The organism is Burkholderia sp. 3C (genome assembly GCF_054589155.1).
Map to the genome: position 1 here is coordinate 12180 of NZ_BAAILN010000068.1, position 21804 is coordinate 33983.

The following is a 21804-nucleotide window of genomic DNA, read 5'->3' on the forward strand; positions in this document are numbered from 1 at the left end:
CTATTGTGACGGAATTTGGAAGCGCCGTCCGGGGCCGGATCGGCGCGTGATCAGGGGTTCAAGGCGCGATCGACCCCATCCGGCCGGCCTGGTAATCGGCCACGGCGTCGCGAATCTCCTGCTCGGTATTCATGACGAACGGGCCGTAGCGCACGATCGGCTCGTTGATCGGCCGGCCGCCCACCAGCAGTACATCGAGTGGGGCGTCGCCGGCGCCGATCTCGACCGTATCGCCGTCGTCGTCGAACACGATCATCTGCTGCGGGCCGCTGATCTGCCCGCTCGCGCCGTAACGGCCCGCACCGCAGAGCGGATAGGCGAACGCCCGGAAATCGCACGGCACCGGCACGCTGACCTGCGCGCCGGGCTGCAGCGTCAGGTGCAGGTAGAGCAGCGGCGTATGCGTGTCGATGGCGGCCTGCACGCCGAACGCCTCGCCCGCGATCACCTTGATGCGGGTCCGGCCGTCCTCGGACGTCACGCCGGGCAGCGACGACGACGCGATGTCCTGATAGCGCGGCCGGGCGCGCTTGTCGTCGCGCCGCAGGTTCACCCAAAGCTGGATGCCGTGCACGCGGCCGCCCGCCGCCGCGAATTCCGGGTCGGGCATTTCGCTGTGAATCAGCCCCGAGCCGGCCGTCATCCATTGCACGTCGCCCGCACGCAATTCGCCGGTATGGCCGGCCGAATCGCGATGGCGGAAATGGCCGTCGAGCACGTAGGTGACGGTTTCGAAGCCGCGGTGCGGATGATCGGGCGCGCCTTTGGCCGCGCCCGGTGCATAGTCGATCGGGCCGAGCTCGTCGAACAGCAGGAACGGGTCGAAATCGGCGAGCAGACGGGTGGGGAACGGGCGATGAACCTGGAAGCCGGCGCCTTCCGTCGCCCGTAACGACGGATAGACGCGCAGGATGGAGCGCGATACGGGCATCGGATATTTTCCTTACGAGCGTTTGAGCGAAGTCAAAGGCTATTATATGGATCGGCCTGCGGTTGAATTCCGCGCGATCCGCAATGGATCGTTCTGCCATTGGAACGATGAAATGAATATCGATGCACACAATCTGAACGACCTGATGTATTTCTCGCAGATCGTCGAGCACGGTGGGTTTTCGGCTGCCGAACGCGTTCTGGGGATTTCGAAGTCGCGTCTGTCGCGCCGGCTCACGGAGCTGGAGGCGACGCTCGGCGTGCGCCTGCTGCAGCGCTCGACGCGCAAGCTGGCGCTGACCGAGGCCGGGCAACTGTTCTACCAGCACTGCCAGGCGATGCTGGCCGAGGCGCAGGCGGCGATGAACGCGGTGCAGCAGTTGCGAGCCTCGCCGCGCGGCACGGTGCGCGTCAGCGTGCCCGTGACGCTGTCGCAGACGATGATGTCGCGGCTGCTGCCCGAATTCCTGCACCGCTACCCGGAGGTGCGCGTGCAGGTGCGCGTGACCAATCAGGTGATCGATCTGTTCGAGGATTCGATCGACATCGCGTTGCGTGTGCGTTCCGAGCCGCCGGAGAACGCCAATATCGTCGTTCGGCCGCTGTGGCGCACCGAGCAGATGCTGGTCGGCTCGCCGAGCCTGCTGGGCCAGAATGCGCCGCCGCTGGAGCCGGGTGATCTGTCGCGCTTCGAGACGCTCGACACGCCCTCGGGCGATGGCCGGCACGTGTTCAACCTGATCGCGCCGGACGGCGCGCGCCATGTGCACGAGCACGAGCCGCGTCTCGTCACGGCCGACCTGATGACGATCCGCGAGGCCGTACTCGATGGGGTCGGGATCGCGGCGCTGCCGGAGATGATGTACGGCAATGCGTTGCGCGCCGGGCAACTGTCGCCGGTCATGCCGGGCTGGACCTTGCCGGTGCCGCGGCTCTATGCGGTGTTCGTGTCGCGGCAGGGGATGCCGCCGGCGGTGCGCTCGTTCGTCGATTTCCTCGTCGAGAAACTCGACAACGATTACCGCGAGCCGCAGTGCCCTGAGCGTGAAAAGAAGCAGCAGGCGGAGCAGGCTGCCGTGGCGGCAGCCGCGGCCGTGTGAGCGTGGATCGGTTTTGTCATTGAAGCGCCGCCTGTCATCGCGAGATTCAATCGGGGCTCGCTTGAATGCCCCGACAGCGCCGCCTATATTGGAATTCCACTTCGCGAAGGGATGTTCCGAGCGAATCCGGTGGCTGCATATATTGCCAGCCAGATAGGGCAGAACGCGCAAGTCCGTGCAGACCACGGCGTGTCGCATTGCGTTGCTCCAGGCGCCTGACGCCGCCGAAGAGCCCGCCGCCCGAAGGCGCCCGCGTGCGCATTAAAAAAGGCCTTCATCGTTCGATGAAGGCCTTTTCCATTGGTGCCGCCGAAACGAAATCATTTCGGACTGCTTGCGATGGGCGGGCGGGCCGCCGCGCGCTTATTTCTTCGCTTCGGTCACGAAGCCGAGCTTGGTCAGGCCGCCGGCCTGCGCCGCCGACATCACCTGCGCCACGTTCTCGTAGGCGATCTTGTGATCGGCGCGGATATGCAGTTCCGGCTGCGGATCGACCTTCGCGGCCTCGGCGATCTTCGCGTCGAGTTCGGTGGTGCTGACCGGCTGGTCGTTCCACGTGACCTTGCCGTCGGCCTGGATCGCGAGATCGATGGTCTTCGGTTTTTCTTCGACCTTCTGGCTGCTCGCATGCGGCAGGTCGATCTTGACCGCGTGATGGATCGCCGGAAGCGTGACGAGGAAGATGATCAGCAGCACGAGCATGACGTCGACGAGCGGCGTCATGTTGATCTCGTTCATCAGGCCGTCGTCGTCATCGTCGCCGAACGAGGTATTCATTGCCATGGTGGGCCTCCGCTCAGTTCGCGCGGGTGGTGGCGAGACGGATCGCGTCGCGCTTCTTGGCCGAGGCGAGGCTCGAACCCGTCACGAAGTAGGCGTGCAGGCCGTGCGCGAAGCGGCGCAGCTTGGTGACCACGCCCTTGTTCGCACGCGTCAGCGCGTTGTAGCCGAGCACGGCGGGAATCGCGACGAACAGGCCGAACGCCGTCATGATCAGCGATTCGCCGACGGGGCCGGCCACCTGATCGATCGAGGTCTGGCCGGTGGCGCCGATCACGAGCAGCGCGTGATAGATGCCCCACACCGTGCCGAACAGGCCGACGAACGGCGCCGTGCTGCCGATCGAGGCGAGGATCGCGAGGCCGCTTTGCAGGCGCGCGACGCCGTCGTCCATGGTGTCCTTCAGGCAGCGCGTGACCCACTCCGACACGTCCATGCGGTCGTGCAGGTGCGGCTGCGTTTGCTGATGGTGCTCGGCCGCTTCCTTGCCGGCGAGCGCCAGCGCGAGGAACGGGTTGTCCTGCGCGGAGCCCGATGCGTCGCGCAGCTTCTGCACGCCCTTGTCGAATTCGTCCGAGTGCCAGAACGATTGCTCGGCGTTCTTGGTCAGGCGGCCGAGCCGCATCACGTTCCAGCCCTTGACGATGATCACGAGCCAGGAGAGCACCGACATGACCAGCAGCGTGATCGCGATGGCGCGTGTCACGAAATCACCTTGCGCCCAGACGTGCGCGATACCGTAGCTTTGCATTTCCTTTCCTTTGTTTGAATCCGGTGTAACTGAATCGGGTGTCGATCGAACGATCGATCAATCGTCGAGCGTGAAATTGAACGGGACCGTATAGCTGGCCCGCATCGCCTGGCCATCCTGCTTGTACGGCTTGCAGGTCGAGGCGCGGGCGGCGTCGAGCGCGGCGTCGTCGAGGCGCTGGAAGCCGCTGCTCTTGGCGAGCGACACGCCGCCGATCTGGCCGCCGATGTCGGTCACGAAGCGGACCATCGCCGTGCCGGTTTCGCCGCGTCGCTTCGACAGCGTCGGGTAATCGGGCTTGACGATCTGGCACGACACCGAGGCGCCGCCCTTCGGCGCCGCGATTTCGAGCGTCGGGCGCGGCGCGGGCGGGGCCGGCGGCGTAGGTGCGGCGACCGGCGCCGGCGGCGCGGGTGTCGGCGTGGGCGCTTCGATGGCGTGCGTGGACGGTGCCTGCGCAATGGGCAGCGGTGTGGGTTTGACGACCGGGCGCGGCTTCGGCGTGGGCTTCGGTACGGGTTTCGGCGGTGTCGGCGTAGGCTTGGATTCGACCGCGACGGGCTTCGGAGCGGGCTCCGAAATCAGTTGCACCGTCATGGCGGATTCGATCTTGGGCTTGGGCAGATCCTGGTCGGGCATCAACAGCGCGCCGGCGATCAGCGCCGCATGCGCGAGCACCACGATGACGGCCGCTCTGACGATACGGCGATTGAAACGAGGCGCGACCGAAACGGCGCCGGTCGGGATGGAAGTCGAGGCCTGCATGTCTGCCAGTCTAGGCGGCGACGCGCTGGGCGCCTGCCGCGGAGTAACGCATCACTTGCGGAAGATCAGCAACGAAATGCACAGGGTGGTTACGAATCCGATCAGCAATTCCATCACAGCTCCTTGGCGAATGGCCGCTGGCTAGCGATTTCCAGGCTCGCTGACGGATGATCAAACGAAAGCGCGGCCGTGAGCCGCGCGAGATAACGTTGCCGCCGCTCAGGCTGCCTTGCGTTCGTAGAACGTGATGGGCGCCGGTTGCGCGTGCGCGGTGACGCCGCAGTGGCTTTCGCAGATGCCGTGTTCGGCCATCAGTTCGCGCACCGACTCCTCGCATTTGCCGCAGCAGGAGGCGACGCCGAGCTCGAACTGCAACTCATCGAACGAATCGACACCTTCCGCGAGGGAGGCACGGATCTTTCGGTCGGACACGGACTTGCACACGCAGACGATCATGATGAACGCGGTAGCTAACGTTAATGCGAATTATTATCATTATATTTGACCGCATTGGCAAGCCCGGGTCGGGCTTTTTTGTAACTAATCCATATGCTTAGCAGGGATATGGGAAAAATGACCGCTCGCGGGGCTGGCGGGAGCAGCCCGCCATCGGCTTGCTACCGGCTTACGCCGAGGAGAGGGCCGGATCGGCGAGGTCGGCGCAGCGCGGCGACGGGATCACGACCGTTTCCGCGGCCGCGTCGAGGTCGAGCAGGGCGGCGGCGAGCGCCTGCAGGCGGTGGCCGTCGTCGGTGGAATACAGGCGTGGCGCCTGAGCCACGGTGCCGGCCGGCGCGCGCAGGCCGCGCTCGTCGAGGATGCGTGCGAGCTGGCGGGCGATGGCCGCGCTCGTGTCGATGAGGGTCAGACGATCCTGCGTCAGTTCGCGGATCGTCTTGTCCAGAAACGGGTAGTGGGTGCAGCCGAGCACCAGCGTATCGGCTCCGGCGGCCAGCATCGGTTCGAGATAGCCGGCGAGCCGCGCGCGCAGTTCGGGCGAGCCGGTGTCGCCGCGCTCGATCGCCTCGACGAGCCCATGGCCCGGCTGGCGCAGAAAGCGGCAATCGGCGGCGTAGCGCTCGATCAGCGATTCAAAGCGGGCGCTGCGCAGCGTGGCCGCCGTGGCGAGCACGCCGGCCACGCGGCTGGCCGAGGCCAGCGTGGCCGGCTTGATGCCCGGCTCGACGCCCACCAGCGGAATCGACAGTTTTTCGCGCACCACCGCGATCGATTGCGCCGTGGCGGTGTTGCAGGCCACCACCAGCGCCTTGGTGCCGCGCGCGGCCAGCCACTCGCCGATGGCGAGCGTGCGTTCGATGATGAAGGCGTCGTCGCGCTCGCCATAAGGTGCGTGGCGTGAATCGGCGACATAGATGAACGATTCGTCCGGCAGCAGCGCGCGCACGGCGCGCAGTACCGAGAGACCACCCAGCCCGGAATCGAACACGCCGACCGGAGCGGCGGTGGAAGATGCTGACGCGAAGTCGGGGCTGGGCATGGCAGGGTGAAGCGGCGGATGGCGATCCGCCATATTACGACGACGTGCTTACGTCGGCGAGCCCATCATGGTTTGCTGGTAGTTCTGGATGCCGACCTTGCCGACCAGGTCGATCTGCGTTTCCAGCCAGTCGATGTGCTCTTCGGTGTCGTCGAGAATCTTCTGGAACAGCTCGCGCGAGACATAATCGCGCACCGATTCGCAGTAGGCGATCGCATCCTTGCAGGTGCCTTGCGAGATGTACTCGAGCTTCAGGTCGCACTTGAGGATCTCTTCCGTTTCCTCGCCGATCAGCAGCTTGTGCAGATCTTGCAGGTTCGGCAGACCATCGAGCATGAAAATGCGTTCGATCAGCCAGTCGGCGTGCTTCATTTCGCCGATCGATTCATCGTATTCGTGCTTGCCGAGTTTCTCGAGACCCCAGTGACGATACATCCGCGCATGCAGGAAATACTGGTTAATCGCGGTCAATTCATTCTTCAACTGTGCGTTGAGAAATTCGATAACTTTCTTATCGCCTTGCATGGCTGTTCCTTCCTGTAACGTGGGTTCCGGACACGAAAGATAAACGTTCGAACTACGCTTGCCAAGGGCTAAAGCACTGAAAATTCGAATATTTCTGCTTAATGAGAATGATTAAGAATCAAAAAGGCCGGGTTGAAACCCGGCCTGAAAATCATTCTCAATCAGCGGTGCATTATGCCGTCGCAACCGGGATTTTTCCGATCTTTGCCTGCCATTCCTTCGGGCCGGTCTGGTGCACCGACGTGCCGCTCGAATCGACCGCTACCGTCACCGGCATGTCGACCACGTCGAACTCGTAGATCGCTTCCATGCCGAGGTCCTCGAACGCGACCACCTCGGCGTGGCGGATCGCCTTCGACACCAAGTAGGCGGCGCCGCCGACGGCCATCAGGTAGGCGGCCTTGTGCTTCTTGATCGCCTCGATCGCCACCGGGCCGCGCTCGGCCTTGCCGACCATCGAGATCAGGCCGGTTTGCGCGAGCATCATCTCGGTGAATTTGTCCATGCGGGTGGCCGTGGTCGGGCCGGCCGGGCCGACCGCCTCGTCGCGCACCGGATCGACCGGGCCGACGTAATAGATCACGCGGTTCGTGAAATCGACCGGCAGCGGCTCGCCCTTGGCGATCATGTCGGCGATGCGCTTGTGCGCCGCGTCGCGGCCCGTCAGCATCTTGCCCGACAGCAGCAGCGTCTGGCCCGGTGTCCAGCCGGCCACTTGTTCCGGCGTCAGCGTGTTCAGGTCGACGCGCTGGCTGGTTTCCGTGTTCGGTTCCCAGTTGACCTTCGGCCAGGCGTCGAGCGACGGCGGATCGAGGCGGGCGACGCCCGAGCCGTCGAGCGTGAAGTGCGCATGGCGGGTGGCCGCGCAGTTCGGGATCATCGCGACCGGCTTCGAGGCCGCGTGGGTGGGTGCCGACAGGATCTTGACGTCGAGCACGGTGGCCAGGCCGCCCAGGCCCTGCGCGCCGATGCCGAGCGCATTGACCTTCTCGTACAGCTCGACGCGCAGTTCTTCCGCCCAATCCTTCGGGCCGCGCTTGATCAGGTCGTGGATGTCGATCGACTCCATCAGCGATTCCTTGGCCATCAGCATCGCCTTCTCGGCGGTGCCGCCGATGCCGATCCCGAGCATGCCCGGCGGGCACCAGCCGGCGCCCATCGTCGGCACGGTCTTGAGCACCCAGTCGACGATCGAATCGGACGGGTTCAGCATCACGAACTTCGATTTGTTCTCCGAGCCGCCGCCCTTGGCCGCGACCTGCACGTCCACCTTGTCACCCGGCACGATCTCGTAGTGGATCACGGCCGGCGTGTTGTCCTTGGTGTTCTTGCGGGCGCCTTCCGGCGGGCTGACGATCGACGCGCGCAGCACGTTGTCGGGGTGCGTGTAACCGCGGCGCACGCCTTCGTTGATCATGTCGGTGACGCCCATGGTGGCGCCTTCCCAGCGCACGTCCATGCCGACCTTGACGAAGATCGTCACGATGCCGGTGTCCTGGCAGATCGGACGGCGGCCTTCGGCGCACATGCGGCTGTTGGTGAGGATCTGCGCGATCGCGTCCTTGGCGGCCGGGCTTTGCTCGGCCTCGTAGGCGCGGCCGAGGGCCTCGATGTAGTCGAGCGGATGGTAGTAGCTGATGTATTGGAGCGAATCCGCGACGCTCTGGATCAGATCTTCCTGCTTGATGACGGTCATGGCTGTGACTCAGTGGGGACGATTGGAATGAAACGGGTGCGGCCGGTCTGGTGCCGGCTCACGGCCGGCTGTTACGCCGGCTCGCGAGGCGCATGCGGCGCCTCGTCGAAATGCTTGGGATGCGTTTGCGTGGTCAGTCGGTCGATCCAGGCCATCACGAGCGCCGACACGAGGAACGACAGGTGGATCAGCACCTGCCACATCACGGCGCGCTCGGAGTGGGTGTCCGGATCGATGAAGGTTTTCAGCAGATGAATCGAGGAGATGCTGATCAGCGCCATCGACAGCTTGACCTTCAGCACGCCCGCGTTCACGTGGTCGAGCCATTCGGGCTCGTCCGGGTGGCCTTCCACGCCGAGCTTCGAGACGAAGGTTTCGTAGCCGCCGACGATCACCATGATCAGCAGGTTCGAGATCATGACCACGTCGATCAGGCCGAGCACGGCCAGCATCACGTTGGTTTCGTCGAGCGAGGCGGCGTGCGAGAGCAGGTGCCAGACTTCCTTGAGGAACAGGTAGACGTAGATGCCTTGCGCCACGATCAGACCCAGATAGAGCGGCACCTGCAGCCAGCGGCTCATGAAAATGAGGGCCGGGAGCGGCTTCATGCGGCGTCGGGCGTGCGGATCGGGCTGGCGTGCGGACATGGTCTGGCGGCCTGGAGTCGCGAGTATCGTGGGTGGATTCTGAAAAACGGCGCGCTATTGTAACGCGCACGTCGCGGGGCGGCGTCGAGCCGCAAGCGCGGCGGCCGGCTCGGGACGCGGCGGCGCCGAAGGGGGGCGAGGCGTGCGGCAAGCGGGCCGCCTCGCTCGCCGCTTACGACGCCGCGTTCGGCGTACTGCGCGGCTTCATGCTCGCCAGCAGGATGCCGGTGACGACGCAGGCCAGCGCGAAGCCGTGCGCGAGCGTCGGGCGCTCGCCGAGGAACGCGATGCCGTAGATGGCGGCCGAGATCGGCAGCACGGCGCTGAACACCCCGGCCAGGCTGCCCGGCACGTGGCGGATGCCGATCATCCACAGGCAGAACGAGAAGATGCTGGCCGACAGCGCATACCAGGTGATCAGCGCCCAGGTGCCGGGCGTCACGGCCGCGTAATCGAAATGCGGCAGCGCGGCCAGGCCGAGCGGCAGCATCATCAGCATGCCGAGCAGGTGCGTGTAGGCGCAGATGTCGAGCGGGCGCAGCGTTTCGGTCAGGCGGCGCGACAGGATCACGTAGAACGATTCGCAGCAGACGGCGCCGAGGATCAGCAGGTTGCCGACGAGCGAGCTTTCGTGGCCCGGGGCGCTGGCCGCGGCGTGGCCGCTCTGGGCGAGGTTGATCGCCACCACGCCGACGATCGCCAGCGCGATCGACAGCAGCGCGCGACGGTTCGGCCGCTCGCGCAGGAACAGCCAGGCGAACAGCGCCACCACGGCGGGGATCGTGCTGGTGATCACGCCGGCCGCCACGGCGCTGGTGCGCTGCACGCCCATCAGCATCAGCAGCGTGAACATGAAGGTGCCGAAGAACGCCTGCAGGAACAGGTTCAGCCATTCGTCGCGGCGCACGGCGCGCATCTTCGACGGTTTCCACAGCGGCCAGAGCACCGCGTTGGCGATCACGAAGCGCAGCGTGGCGAGGATCACGACGGGCACGGCGACCACGATGGTCTTGCCGATGCCGACATTGCTGCCGACCAGCAGCATCGACAGGATGAGGATGAAGGCGTAGCGATTCAAACTGGAGTCCGGGCGTTGAGTTCAGTTAGGATTGTAGCGGCCCGCGCGGGTCGCTCAGGCCGGCGGGCGTAAGAGACAGGTAAGTTCGAGAGCTTATCGTGTCGAGACGCACGCTCGAGCGCGGCGGCGTCGCGCGATGCGGCGCTGCAACATCCCGCCGGGCGCGCGAAGCCGGAAACACAAGTACCAACAAGCACCAATCAGACACCAGCAGTACCGTGCGCCGCCCGGCCCCGACCGGCGGCGCCTGCAGTTCAGGAGGCACGGCGCCCCGCGCGCCGTGGAAGCGGCGCATCCACACGCGCCGTCATGCAGTGAGTTTCACCTTCATCAAGGGGTTGTCGATGTCTGCGATTGAATCGGTTCTGCACGAACGCCGTCAGTTTGCTCCACCCGCCGCTGTCGAACAGGCGGCCACCATTTCCGGCATGGCCGCGTATCAGGCCCTGGTCGACGAAGCCGGTCGCGATTACGAAGGCTTCTGGGCGCGTCTCGCCCGCGAGACGCTCGACTGGCACAAGCCGTTCGCGACCGTGCTCGACGAATCGAACGCGCCGTTCTACAAGTGGTTCGAGGACGGCGAACTGAACGCGTCCTACAACTGCCTGGACCGCCACGTCGCGGCCGGCCTCGGCGAGCGCGTCGCGATCGTGTTCGAGGCCGACGACGGCACCGTCACGCGCGTCACCTACGCCGACCTGCTCGGCCGCGTCTCGCGCTTCGCCAACGCGCTCAGGCAGCGCGGCATCGGCAAGGGAGACCGCGTCGTCATCTATATCCCGATGTCGATCGAAGGCATCGTCGCGATGCAGGCCTGCGCGCGGATCGGCGCGACGCACTCGGTGGTGTTCGGCGGCTTCTCGTCGAAATCGCTGAACGAGCGCCTGGTTGACGTGGGCGCCAGCGCGCTGATCACGGCCGACGAACAACTGCGCGGCGGCAAGACGCTGCCGCTCAAGAGCATTGCCGACGAAGCGCTCGCGATGGGCGGCTGCGAGGCGGTCAAGAGCGTGATCGTCTATCGCCGCACGGGCGGCAAGGTCGCCTGGGACGACAGCCGCGACCTGTGGATGCACGAGCTGGTCGCGAACCAGTCGGACGTGTGCGAACCCGAATGGGTCAGCGCCGAGCATCCGCTGTTCATCCTGTATACGTCGGGTTCCACCGGCAAGCCGAAGGGCGTGCAGCACAGCACGGGCGGCTACCTGCTGTGGGCTGCGCAAACCATGAAGTGGACGTTCGACTGGAAGCCCGACGACGTGTTCTGGTGCACGGCCGACATCGGCTGGATCACCGGCCACACCTACATCACGTACGGGCCGCTGGCGACCGGCGCGACCCAGGTGGTGTTCGAGGGCGTGCCGACCTACCCGAACGCGGGCCGTTTCTGGAAGATGATCGCCGACCACAAGGTCACGATCTTCTACACGGCCCCCACCGCCATCCGCTCGCTGATCAAGGCGGCCGAGGCCGACGAGGCCGTGCATCCGAAGGCTTACGACCTGTCGAGCCTGCGCATCATTGGCACGGTGGGCGAGCCGATCAACCCGGAAGCGTGGATCTGGTATCACAAGAACGTCGGCGGCGAACGCTGCCCGATCGTCGACACCTGGTGGCAGACCGAAACGGGCGGCCACATGATCACGCCGCTGCCGGGCGCCACGCCCACCGTGCCGGGTTCGTGCACGCTGCCGCTGCCGGGCATCGCCGCGGCGGTGGTCGACGAAACCGGCCAGGACGTGCCGAACGGGCAGGGCGGCATCCTGGTCGTCAAGCGGCCGTGGCCTGCGATGGCGCGCACCATCTGGGGCGATCCGGAGCGCTTCAAGAAGAGCTACTTCCCCGATGAACTGGGCGGCACGCTGTACCTGGCCGGCGACGGCACCGTGCGCGACAAGGACAGCGCCTATTTCACGATCATGGGCCGCATCGACGACGTGCTGAACGTGTCGGGCCACCGGCTCGGCACGATGGAGATCGAATCGGCGCTGGTGTCGCACGAACTGGTGGCCGAGGCGGCCGTGGTGGGCCGCCCGGACGACACGACCGGCGAGGCCGTGGTCGCCTTCGTGGTGCTCAAGCGCACGCGTCCGGAAGGCGAGGAAGCGCAGCAGATCGCCAAGGCGCTGCGCGACTGGGTCGGCAAGGAAATCGGCCCGATCGCGAAGCCGAAGGACATCCGCTTCGGCGACAACCTGCCGAAAACCCGTTCGGGCAAGATCATGCGCCGCCTGCTGCGTTCGCTCGCGAAGGGCGAGCCGATTACGCAGGACACCTCGACGCTCGAAAATCCCTCGATCCTCGACCAACTGGGCGAGGTGCGCTGAACGGCCGGCCGACCGTTCATTCGGTCGGCCATCATGCGGTCGGCCATTTGTACCGCCGGGTTCCACCCGGCATGCGCCCCGGCGCGGCAATCCCGATTCAATCCCGATTGCCCGCACCGGGGCTTTTTTGTTAGATAAGCGGATGTCCGCTTCCTCGCGCCCGCCCGTGGCCCCGACGCCACCCTCGCCCTCGACGCCTTCGTCTGCGTTCCCGCATCGCATCGAGCCGCCACCGGTGCCGGCGGGGCTCGCGCGCGCCCATGCGCGCTACTGGCGCTTCAATCTGATCCTGATCGCGGTGCTGATGACGATCGGCTTCGGCGTGTCGTTCGTCGTGCCGTTTTTCGCGCCGGCGCTGGCCGGGCTGCGCTTCGCGGGTTTCAGCCTGCCGTTCTATCTCGGCGCGCAGGGCGCGATCCTGATCTATCTGTTGCTGATCGCCGTCTACGTGCTGCTGATGCAGCGCGCCGACCGCACGCTGCGGCGTGACTACGCGGCGTTCGACACAGGGCAGGGTGGCGAGCCCGAATCGGCGGAACCGGGCGTCACACGCCGCATGCACGACAAGCACACCGACACGACGGGCCGCCCATGCTGACCCGCCGCCTGATCCGCGCCTACGCGCTCTATACCGTCGGCTTTCTCGCGTTCGTGCTGCTGCTCTGGCGCATCGAGCGCTCGACCGGGCCGGGCGTCTGGATCGGCTATGTGTTCCTGTTCGTGCCGATCGCCGTGTATGCCGTGATCGGCCTGCTCTCGCGCACCTCGGATCTGGTCGAGTACTACGTGGCCGGGCGGCGCGTGCCATCGGCATTCAACGGCATGGCGACCGCGGCCGACTGGTTGTCCGCCGCGTCGTTCATCGGGCTGGCCGGCTCGCTCTACGCCACCGGCTACGATGCGCTCGCCTACCTGATGGGCTGGACCGGCGGGTTCTGCCTGGTGGCGTTCCTGCTCGCGCCGTACGTGCGCAAGCTGGCGCGCTACACCATCCCCGATTTCCTCGGCACCCGCTATTCGAGCACGCTGGTGCGTGCGTTGGCGGCCGGCGCGGCGATCCTCTGCTCGTTCGTCTATCTGGTCGCGCAGATCCAGGGGATCGGGCTGATCGCCACGCGTTTCATCGGCGTCGATTTCGCGATCGGGATCTTCTGCGGGCTGGCCGGCATTCTGGTGTGCTCGTTTCTGGGCGGCATGCGCGCCGTGACTTGGACCCAGGTGGCGCAGTACGTGATTCTGATCGCCGCGTTTCTGATTCCGGTGTCGTTGATCGCGATGAAAAACGGCCTCGGGCCGCTGCCGCAGGCGAACTACGGCAAGCTCATGACGAAGGTGGAGGTGCTGGAGGCCGAGGTGCGCGATTCGGCCGACGAGCGCGCCGTGCGCGAGGCGTTCCGGCAGCGCGCGGGCGCCTTGCAGGGCCGCCTCGACCGGCTGCCGGGCTCTTACGGCGAGGCGCGCACGCAGTTGGTCGACGAACTGGCGGCGCTGCGCCGGCGCAACGGGCCGCTCAGGGAGATCAACCAGCGCGAGCGCGAGCTGGCCGAATTCCCGCGCGATCCGGCCGCGGCGCGCGTGGTGTGGGAGCAGGCCCGCGACGAGCTGCTGGCGCGCGCGGCCGTGCCGCTGCCGATGCACGTGCCATTCCCGTCGGCCACCGACGACGAGCAGCGCCCGCGCAAGCGCAACTTCCTTGCGCTGCTGCTGTGCCTGTCGCTCGGCACGGCGAGCCTGCCGCACATCCTGACGCGCTACAACACCACCACCTCGGTGGCCTCGGCGCGCCGCTCGGTCGGCTGGACACTGTTCTTCATCGCGCTGTTCTACCTGACCGTGCCGGTGCTCGCGGTGCTGATCAAGTTCGAGATCCTCGCGCACTTGGTCGGGCAGCCGTTCGCCGAGATGCCGTCCTGGGTCACGCAATGGCAGCATTTCGAGCCGGACCTGATCGGCGTGGTGGATGTGATTCGCGACGGCATCGTGCACTGGTCCGACATTCAGATGCAGCCCGACATCGTGGTGCTGGCCGCGCCCGAGATTTCGGGGTTGCCGTACGTGATGTCGGGGCTGATGGCGGCGGGCGCGCTGGCCGCGGCGCTGTCGACCGCCGACGGGCTGCTGCTGACGATCGCCAATACGCTGTCGCACGACGTCTACTACCACATGGTCATGCCCGATGCGTCGGCGCAGCGGCGCGTGACGATCTCGAAGGTGCTGCTGCTCGGCGTCGCATTGTTCGCGTCCTACGTGGCTTCGCTCAATACCGGCAAGATCCTGTTTCTGGTGGGCGCGGCGTTTTCGCTGGCCGCATCGAGCTTCTTTCCGGTCCTGGTGCTCGCCGTGTTCTGGAAACGCACCACCACGCGCGGCGCGGTGGCCGGCATGGTGACCGGATTGGGCGTATGCATCTGGTACATCCTGTCGACCTATCCGTTCTTCACGCAATTGACCGGGTTTGCCGGGCCGACCTGGTTCGGCATCGAACCGATCAGTTCCGGTGTGTTCGGCGTGCCGGCCGGGTTTGCCGCCGCGATTGGCGTGAGCTTGCTCGACAAACGGCCGGATGCTTATACCGAGGCGTTGGTGGATTACATTCGGCATCCTTGAGGCGGTGCGCGGCTGCGCTGAAGGCGGGCAAGTGGTGCGGATTTCGCTCGGCCGCCTGAAACGCGGCGAGCCGGCATGGATGACGCAAGCCGATCTCGACGCGTGAGGGGGCCATTCCGTTGATGGCGTCGTGCGCGTTATGTCTTTCCGTCATTGCTGCGCTTGAGCGAGCAGCCGCACGCGTTGACATGGGGGAGCGCGTATTCGATGCGCCGTCGTTGCCGATCATGCCGTGATGCCCCCACGATTCATGCGCTGCGGCCAGCGTGGTATTGTGGCCGGCCGCCGGATGTCGTCATCGATTCCGTGTGACGTGTGAGTGCCCGCGTTGGCCGAGAGAGCGGCCGGCGTGCGGTGGAAACTGAAAATCATGGGAGAAAACGCGTGAAAAACGTGATTCGCGTCGGCGATCCGACGAGCCACGGCGGGATGGTCGAAACCGGAGATTCGAGCCTGCTGGTCGAAGGCAAACCGGTCGCGCGGGTGGGCGACGTGTGCATCTGCCCGATCGCCGGCCATCAGGGCTGCGTGATCGTCGAGGGCAACGAGAATTTCACGGTCGGCGGCCGCGCCGTGGCGTTCGACGGACACAAGACGAGCTGCGGCGCCACGCTGCAATCGACGCTGACGACGTTCGGCAACGCTTAGGGTTGGTTCGGCTGGCCTGTCGGATCGAGCGACAGGCTTGCCACGTATTTGCCACGTATTGCGCCGCCGCTGGGGGCGTACGTGGCGCGTCGGCTTTCCACTTCTCGCATGCCGCCGAGTGCGGGCATCGCGGCAGCGCCATTCGATATCGATGATGATTCGACCGCCCGGGTTCAGCGCTCGCGTCGGCGTGTCCGGAAGAACGACCACATCAAGGCACTCGCATCCGGCCCGCGCGCGGAGTTGAACGGCAAGCGCTCGTCGCCGCCGCTCCAGGCGTGGCCGAGGCCGCGCACCATGCATACCCGCACGATGGTGCGGCGGCTGCGGCGGTAATCCACCACAAGCCGGTCGCCGTGCTCGGCCAGCACGCGCGTGCCGTTCGTTTCGTCGCCGTTCGCGTCGAGCATCCCGTTGACCCGCAACCACTGACGTGCCGCCTGATCGGCGTTGACCTTCGCGACCACGCCGTCGAGTTCGCCGTGCACGATCAGCACCGGCATGCCCGGATGACGTTCGACCGCCACCATGGCGTCGATTAGCGCGACCGGATCGTCGCGGCTGCCGCGTTGCATGACGTGCAGCGCATTGATCGTCGAATGCGCGGCCCCGGCCACCGCGCCGGAATGCAGGCCGAGCGCCGCGAACAGCGACGGCTCGTGCAGCGCGAGTTGCGCGGCCAGCCCCGCGCCGGCCGACATGCCGGCCAGATAGATACGCGCCGGATCGAAGCCGTGCCGTTCGATCGTCGCGCGCACCAGCGAGCCGACCGCATCCGCGTCCGAGCCGGCCGCCGGCACGGGCGGATCGAACCAGTTCCAGCAGCGATGCGCATGCCGGCCGGTCGACTGCTCCGGCAGCAGGACGGAGAAGCCGTGCCGGTCGGCGAGGCGGTCGATCCGGGTGCCGAGCGCAAACGCTTCGGCGGTCTGCTTGCAGCCGTGCAGCATCACCACGAGCGGCCCGTCGTGCGCCGCGCCGGGTGGCTGGTAGAGCAGGTAGGTCAGGTGATTGACGAGTTGGCCGGGCGCGGGCCGGGCCGAGTGGAACGAGCGGGTCCAGACGCCGCGCGCTGACAGCGTGGGGTGGGCGCGTGAGGCACGTTGCGTGCCCGCCGGCTTGGCGGATTTCGGCGCGGCCGGTTTCGCGGTCGGCGTGCTGCCTGCTCGCTTGAGCGGCGCGGGTGCGCGCTTCGCCGCCGATTTCGACGGCTTGGCGGCCGCGCGACGCTTCGGCTTGTGGGTCGCCAGCGTGGAGAACGCACTGAGCAGCTTGAGCCAGGTGCTGGCGGATCGACGACGGGGCATGATCGGGCGGCGGGGCTCGTGAGGGGCATCGTCAGTGCCGAATCGGTTGACGAGCTACGACGATACACGAGGACGGAGGTGGGTATCGGGGTGGGACGGCCGGCGTCTCGTTGAACTGAACCATGCGCGGAATTGTGGAGGCGGGTTGGTTCAAGTTGATGCTGGCGCGCCTGCCGCGCAGGGACGGTCGTGAGGTGGACCGCGTGGCTCGAAAAACGCCGAGAAGTGCGCAAGCGGCTTGCCGAGCGGTAGCGGCTGGTTGGCGGGTTGATGGTGGGCGAAATGCGGCGGGAGGCTTGAAAGTATCGGCGCGCCGAACCATTCGCAGGACGCAGGCTTCGCGCCCAAAGTAAAAAGCCCGCAAATAGCGGGCTTGGGAATGCATGCCGCTATTGCGGCCGGAGGATTCTCAGGGGATTAGTGGGCGGTCCAGGTGCTGCCGTTGCAATAGACTGGCACCGATACCGTACCGCCGCCCGTCAATGCACCGTTGTATGTTGGCGATGTGGCATCAGAGACGGCATACATCAAGGCCTTATTGGTGCTATTGCAGGTTGGCAACGCGGCGACCGTCGAGAGCGGCAACTGAAGGCCGCCCGCGACGGCCACCATGGGCGTGACGGTCAGCGGGCCGCCTGACGGCATATCCCACACGTACTTGTTGGCGGATGTGTCGTATGCAAAAAAATGGTCGTTGATGTTCTCTCCCAACTGCCATTTATTTGAACCGGTATCGTTGAAAAGGACAACGCTCTGCTGCATGCCTGCGTTGTCGATGGTCAGGCTGCTTGTCCCGCTGACCGATTTGACCGAAAGGGTGGATGCAACCGAAACGCTTGAGCCAAACTCAACGCTTGAGGCAACCGAAAACGGAGTCAGGTGCACGTTGGGCGAATAATTTCCTGATCCGTTCAATTGCATGAACTGCGACAGATTGGAGATCTGGCTGTCTGGAGAAGTCGCGTTGATCCCATAACCCGTGTTATTGAAAATATATCTGGAAGGATCAATGGCAATCTGGGTAGACGTGTCGTCTACAAGCAGTCCGTCCCCCGTCGCATTGTAGAGTTGGCCCGGGCCCATGCTGATACGGCCGTTTGGCCATTTCTCTACGTAAATTTCCGCCACGTTGAGCATGGGCCCGATGAGCCCCGCCGAGCCGTACGCGCCGTTCATCACCACTGGCGCATTGCTGGTCAGCGAATCGTTGAACCAGACGCCGTACGAGCTGGAACCGTCGGACACTGACAGGTCGCTAAAGAAGATCTCGCGGTTTTTCTGCGCAGCGAGCAAGTTGTCGATCTGAAAATTAACGCCATTACCGAAGGCCAGCACTTTCCCGAAATAAATGCCGCCCTGACCACCGCCTACGTGATAACCGATTGCGGAAAAAGTAATCGAGCCATTGTCCAGGAAAATATCACTGCCTTCGCTGGAGGTGGCAGAACCATTCATCATCAAGCCTTCATTCTGGACACTGATACTAAAATTGTCATATTTGAATACGTTGACGTTATCCAGCCAGACGCCGTTATGCAGGTTGTTCGTGCTCGCCCCGAACATGCCCACGTTCACGTCTTCTATTCGGTTGCCGTTCTGCATGCGCATCATGTGCAGCGCGGCACCCCCTGTCATCTTCGTGTTGCTCTGGAGGGAAAAGCCTTTCACCAGCCAGCCCGTCAGCGACGCGGTGCCATTGCCGATCTTGATCAGGTCGTTGGCGGTATCGGAACCCGTATAGAGCAGCACTGTCTGTCCGCTACCCGCTCCGACGATCCCGGCATTGCTGATGACGGGCAGAACCTTCGCCGTCGTGAAAACGCACGTACCAGCAGGAAGTGTGAGTGTCAAGCCAGGCGCGAGAGCGGCGAATGCGTTAGTCAGTGCGGTTTCGTCTCCCGTTCCGGTTCCGTTACAGGTCGCGCCAAAATCCTTCAGGTTGAGCGTGTCCTGAAACTTGTTCGTCAGCGAACGCGGAACCGCTCCCGAGAATGGGGCCGAGTATTGCAGTTGACCTGTCGCCCCAACGGCCGTCGTCGCTCCCGTCCCACCCCACTCGACAGGAATCGGTGCAGATACGCCCGAGACTGTGACGCCCAGGCTGGTTCCTTGAGCGTGTGCACCGACCGTTACGGCAATGAGGACGAATCCTGAGAAAAAGCGAGTCAGCTTTTGTTTCATGGTTCCTTTTGTTATCCCGAGCGTTGCTTTATTGGAAATCGATATCGAACCGGGAGAATGCCGCTGGTCCCAATTTATCGCCATCGAATGATATCTGGACGCTGATGACAACAACTGCATTTGACGCATTGTTTTCCTGCGGGCGAGACGGAGAGTCGCCGGCGTGATATCGGCCACCGATTTCACCAGTTCGTCGTTAATGGGCTTGAGCGGGATCGCAAATACGGCGGCGTACACAACGCGTATCGATGCGACACCGGCTCCGGCGTCGAGATGGGGGCTCGAGTCTCGCAGACCGTCGAGACTCGGCTCGGCTGGACCCAAGCGTGCGATGCAACGCTTTGTGCGGGGCGGGGACCTATCAGTACCGTTTGGCCGTCGAGTCTAGGTTGACAGGCTGTAAGCGAGCGATGGACCAACTGATGGCCTGAAAACAAAAACCCCAGTAAATTATTGAATTTACTGGGGTTTTTGATTAATTCTGGCGGAGAGACGGGGATTCGAACCCCGGATAGGTATTAACCTATACACGCTTTCCAGGCGTGCGACTTAAACCGCTCATCCATCTCTCCAACAAGAGCGAGAGTATAGCAGACTCCTCAAGCGTCTTGCCACTCCCTCGCGGCGTTCGCCCACACGATCCGATACCGCTTCGTCTCGCTCCCATCCCGCATCCCGACGCATTTCGCATTTCCGGCGAACGCTTCGCACCGAGCGGTTGCCACGTCGGCTCGGCCCCTACAGTGACGGCATCGCACGCTTCATTGCAGCGCCATCCATCAAGGAGGATGCCCATGTCGTTGTCCGTCGATTCCGTCGGGTCGAACAGTCTCGATTCGCTGCAGGGTTCCGGCGCCGGAAACCCGCAGGCGCTTCAGGCCTTGGCCAAGATCGAGCAAATCATCCAGGAGCTGATCGCCGCCTTGCAGATGTTCTCGAAGCTCGGGGACAACAATTCGCCATCGGCAGGCAGTGGCGGCGGGGCAGGCGGCATGCCGTCGTTCCCGGACAGCGGTGGCGCGGCGCCGCAGTCGCTGGCGGCTACGCCCGGTGCAGGCTCAGGCTCACCCGCCGCAGGCACCGGCGACGGCAGCGCCACGGCTGCCCCGTCCACGCCGGCGGCAGCCGATTCGTCCACGCCGAGCGCCGCGGCAACGTCGGCGCCCCCGGCTGCCTCGACCGACCCGGCCGCCAGCACAGCCGTGCAATCGACGCCCGCGGCATCGGGCGGCGATATGACGCCGCAGCAGGTCGCGAGCCAGTACAAGAACGAGATCGCCTCGGCCTCGCAGGCGACGAGCGTGCCGCCCGGCATCATCGCCGGCCAGATCTGGCAGGAGTCGAAGGGCATCGCCAACACGCCGGGCGGCGGCCTGATGCAGCTCGGCCCGAACGAATTCCAGAAGTACGGCGGCGGCGACATCTCGAACCCGGCCGACAATATCCGCGCCGGCGCGGCCTACATGAAGGATCTCTCGACGCAGTTCGGCGGCAACATGGGCGCGGCCCTGCGCGCCTACAACTCTGGCCCGAACGGGGTCGATCTCGCCAACCTCAATTCGACGCCGGCCGGCACCGGCGACCCGACCTACGTGCAGAAGGTCATGCAGGCCGCCCAGCAATCGGGCCTCGCCACGGCCTGATCCACCCCGAAGCGTTGTACCCCGTCACCCGCGCGTTCGCTTTGAGCGACCGCGCGGGTGTTGTCATTGGGACCGCCGATTTTCTGATCAACGTAACCGACACCTCACACGAAATGAGGTGTTTAGTGATATTATTTCGATAAGATATGCCCATTCGTCTCATTTAATGCGACGAACAAAGCAACCTCATCCACCTCAACCGGACCTCCCCGATGGATCTGCTGAGTCGCCTGCTGGACCTGATGCCCGTCAGCGGGCAACTCGACGCGCGCTGTCATCTCGGTGCGCCGTGGCGCATCGAAGGAGCGGAGGGCACCGCGCGCGAAATCCACTATCACGTGCTGTTGAGCGGCGAGGCGCTGTTCGAGGATGGCGCCGGCCCGCCGCTGACGATGCGGCCCGGCGATATCCTGATGCTGCCGTCGGGGGTGGAGCACGTGCTGCACGACGGCAGCGGCGCGCAGTCGATCCCATCGACGAAACAGTTCGTCGCCGGTTTCGAGCTGGTGTCGAACCAGGGCGGCGGCGCGCCGGCCGACGTGCTTTGCGGCCGCTTCCTGCTGCCCGCCATGCCGCGCCAGTTGATCCGCGATCATCTGCCGGGCCGCTTGCTGATCCGCACGGCGAACGGGTCGAACGAGGCGGGCGACGCGCCGGCGGGCAACCGGCTGACGCGGCTCGTCGAGCTGATGCGCGAGGAGGCGAACGAACTCGGCCCCGGCAGCATGGCGCTCGTCAATCACCTGTCGGGCGCGCTGTTCGCGCTGGCGATGCGTTTTGCAAGCGAATCGGGCGAGCCGCCGCGCGGGTTGCTGGCGCTGGCGGCGCGCCCGCGCCTGCAGCCGGCGCTGTCGGCGATGTTCGACGCGCCCGAGCATCCGTGGTCGCTGCCTGAGCTGGCGGCGCTTTGTCATATGTCGCGTGCCACCTTCGCGCGTCATTTCGACGAGGCGATCGGCCGTTCGGCCAGCGACCTGCTGACCGAGATCCGCATGACGATGGCGGGACGCATGCTGGCCGAGGGCACCATGGCCGTGGCGGAGATCGGCGAGCGCGTCGGCTATCAGTCGGACGCGGCGTTCCAGCGCGTCTTCAAACGGCAAACCGGGCTGACCCCGGCGCAATGGCGTACGCAAAGCCGCGAACGTGAGCGCGGCGCGCAGCCGGAGGGCGAGGTGGTCTGATTCGCGGTGCGTTACCGGCCGGCTGGGCCGGCCGCCGTCCGTTACGGCACACGGCACACGGCACACGGCACACGGCACACGGCACACGGCACACGGCACACGGCACACGGCACACGGCACACGGCACACGGCACACG

General features: G+C 65.2%; 19 protein-coding genes and 1 tRNA gene. 7 read left to right on the forward strand and 13 right to left on the reverse strand.

Annotation, left to right across the window (positions count from 1 at the left end):
* Nucleotides 1-58: 58 nt before the first annotated feature.
* The gene (locus ACYP33_RS12335; protein WP_459621969.1) at nt 59-931 is read right to left on the reverse strand and encodes a pirin family protein; all 873 of its coding nucleotides are present in this window, start codon (nt 929-931) and stop codon (nt 59-61) included.
* A 112-nt stretch (nt 932-1043) separates the two neighbouring features.
* Here ACYP33_RS12335 and ACYP33_RS12340 point away from each other — a divergent pair, with 112 nt between their 5' ends.
* Nucleotides 1044-2030: a LysR family transcriptional regulator gene (locus ACYP33_RS12340; RefSeq protein WP_414451395.1), complete on the forward strand. Its 987-nt coding sequence runs from the start codon at nt 1044-1046 to the stop codon at nt 2028-2030.
* Nucleotides 2031-2393: 363 nt separating this feature from the next.
* Here the strand turns inward: ACYP33_RS12340 and ACYP33_RS12345 are convergent, their stop codons facing one another.
* The 9 genes from ACYP33_RS12345 to ACYP33_RS12385 all read right to left on the reverse strand — a co-directional run bounded on the left by ACYP33_RS12345 (nt 2394) and on the right by ACYP33_RS12385 (nt 9770).
* Nucleotides 2394-2813: an ExbD/TolR family protein gene (locus tag ACYP33_RS12345; RefSeq protein WP_459621971.1), complete on the reverse strand. Its 420-nt coding sequence runs from the start codon at nt 2811-2813 to the stop codon at nt 2394-2396.
* A gap of 13 nt (nt 2814-2826) precedes the next feature.
* Nucleotides 2827-3561 carry a MotA/TolQ/ExbB proton channel family protein gene (locus tag ACYP33_RS12350; RefSeq protein WP_414442601.1) on the reverse strand — a complete coding sequence of 245 codons (735 nt, stop codon included), beginning with the start codon at nt 3559-3561 and terminating at the stop codon, nt 2827-2829.
* Between the two features lie 57 nt (nt 3562-3618).
* A complete protein-coding gene (locus tag ACYP33_RS12355; RefSeq protein WP_459621974.1) occupies nt 3619-4326 on the reverse strand; it encodes an energy transducer TonB in 708 nt (235 codons plus the stop codon).
* A gap of 219 nt (nt 4327-4545) precedes the next feature.
* Complete coding sequence (locus ACYP33_RS12360) at nt 4546-4782, reverse strand: (2Fe-2S)-binding protein (RefSeq protein ID WP_414442599.1); 237 nt, start codon at nt 4780-4782, stop codon at nt 4546-4548.
* A 169-nt stretch (nt 4783-4951) separates the two neighbouring features.
* Nucleotides 4952-5824, reverse strand: coding sequence for a glutamate racemase (gene murI / locus ACYP33_RS12365; RefSeq protein ID WP_459621976.1), 873 nt, complete (start codon nt 5822-5824; stop codon nt 4952-4954).
* Nucleotides 5825-5872: 48 nt separating this feature from the next.
* The gene (bfr, locus tag ACYP33_RS12370) at nt 5873-6349 is read right to left on the reverse strand and encodes a bacterioferritin (protein ID WP_414442597.1); all 477 of its coding nucleotides are present in this window, start codon (nt 6347-6349) and stop codon (nt 5873-5875) included.
* Between the two features lie 172 nt (nt 6350-6521).
* Nucleotides 6522-8045, reverse strand: coding sequence for a fumarate hydratase (locus ACYP33_RS12375; protein WP_414442596.1), 1524 nt, complete (start codon nt 8043-8045; stop codon nt 6522-6524).
* 71 nt (nt 8046-8116) lie between these two features.
* Complete coding sequence (locus ACYP33_RS12380; RefSeq protein ID WP_414442595.1) at nt 8117-8692, reverse strand: TIGR00645 family protein; 576 nt, start codon at nt 8690-8692, stop codon at nt 8117-8119.
* A 172-nt stretch (nt 8693-8864) separates the two neighbouring features.
* A complete protein-coding gene (locus ACYP33_RS12385) occupies nt 8865-9770 on the reverse strand; it encodes a DMT family transporter (protein ID WP_414451399.1) in 906 nt (301 codons plus the stop codon).
* A gap of 344 nt (nt 9771-10114) precedes the next feature.
* Here ACYP33_RS12385 and acs point away from each other — a divergent pair, with 344 nt between their 5' ends.
* The 4 genes from acs (at nt 10115) to ACYP33_RS12405 (ending at nt 15352) form a co-directional block, all read left to right on the forward strand.
* Nucleotides 10115-12097, forward strand: coding sequence for an acetate--CoA ligase (gene acs, locus ACYP33_RS12390; RefSeq protein WP_414451400.1), 1983 nt, complete (start codon nt 10115-10117; stop codon nt 12095-12097).
* A gap of 142 nt (nt 12098-12239) precedes the next feature.
* Nucleotides 12240-12695, forward strand: coding sequence for a DUF4212 domain-containing protein (locus ACYP33_RS12395; RefSeq protein ID WP_459621981.1), 456 nt, complete (start codon nt 12240-12242; stop codon nt 12693-12695).
* The gene (locus tag ACYP33_RS12400) at nt 12689-14704 is read left to right on the forward strand and encodes a sodium:solute symporter family protein (protein WP_459621983.1); all 2016 of its coding nucleotides are present in this window, start codon (nt 12689-12691) and stop codon (nt 14702-14704) included. Before ACYP33_RS12395 ends, ACYP33_RS12400 begins: the two co-directional genes overlap by 7 nt.
* Nucleotides 14705-15088: 384 nt before the next feature.
* Nucleotides 15089-15352 (forward strand): PAAR domain-containing protein, encoded by a 264-nt coding sequence (locus tag ACYP33_RS12405; protein ID WP_459621985.1) that lies wholly within the window; start codon nt 15089-15091, stop codon nt 15350-15352.
* 173 nt (nt 15353-15525) lie between these two features.
* Here ACYP33_RS12405 and ACYP33_RS12410 read toward each other — a convergent pair whose 3' ends face one another.
* The 3 genes from ACYP33_RS12410 to ACYP33_RS12420 form a co-directional block, all read right to left on the reverse strand.
* On the reverse strand, nt 15526-16659 hold the full coding sequence (locus ACYP33_RS12410; protein WP_459621987.1) for an extracellular catalytic domain type 1 short-chain-length polyhydroxyalkanoate depolymerase: 1134 nt from the start codon (nt 16657-16659) through the stop codon (nt 15526-15528).
* Nucleotides 16660-17076: 417 nt separating this feature from the next.
* Nucleotides 17077-19077 (reverse strand): hypothetical protein, encoded by a 2001-nt coding sequence (locus tag ACYP33_RS12415; protein WP_459621989.1) that lies wholly within the window; start codon nt 19075-19077, stop codon nt 17077-17079.
* A 245-nt stretch (nt 19078-19322) separates the two neighbouring features.
* Nucleotides 19323-19412, reverse strand: a tRNA-Ser gene (locus ACYP33_RS12420).
* Nucleotides 19413-19634: 222 nt separating this feature from the next.
* On the opposite strand from ACYP33_RS12420, the gene ACYP33_RS12425 reads away from it, so the two are divergent.
* Nucleotides 19635-20483 carry a lytic transglycosylase domain-containing protein gene (locus tag ACYP33_RS12425; protein ID WP_459621991.1) on the forward strand — a complete coding sequence of 283 codons (849 nt, stop codon included), beginning with the start codon at nt 19635-19637 and terminating at the stop codon, nt 20481-20483.
* 212 nt (nt 20484-20695) lie between these two features.
* Nucleotides 20696-21667, forward strand: coding sequence for a cupin domain-containing protein (locus ACYP33_RS12430; protein ID WP_459621992.1), 972 nt, complete (start codon nt 20696-20698; stop codon nt 21665-21667).
* Nucleotides 21668-21804 lie beyond the last annotated feature (137 nt).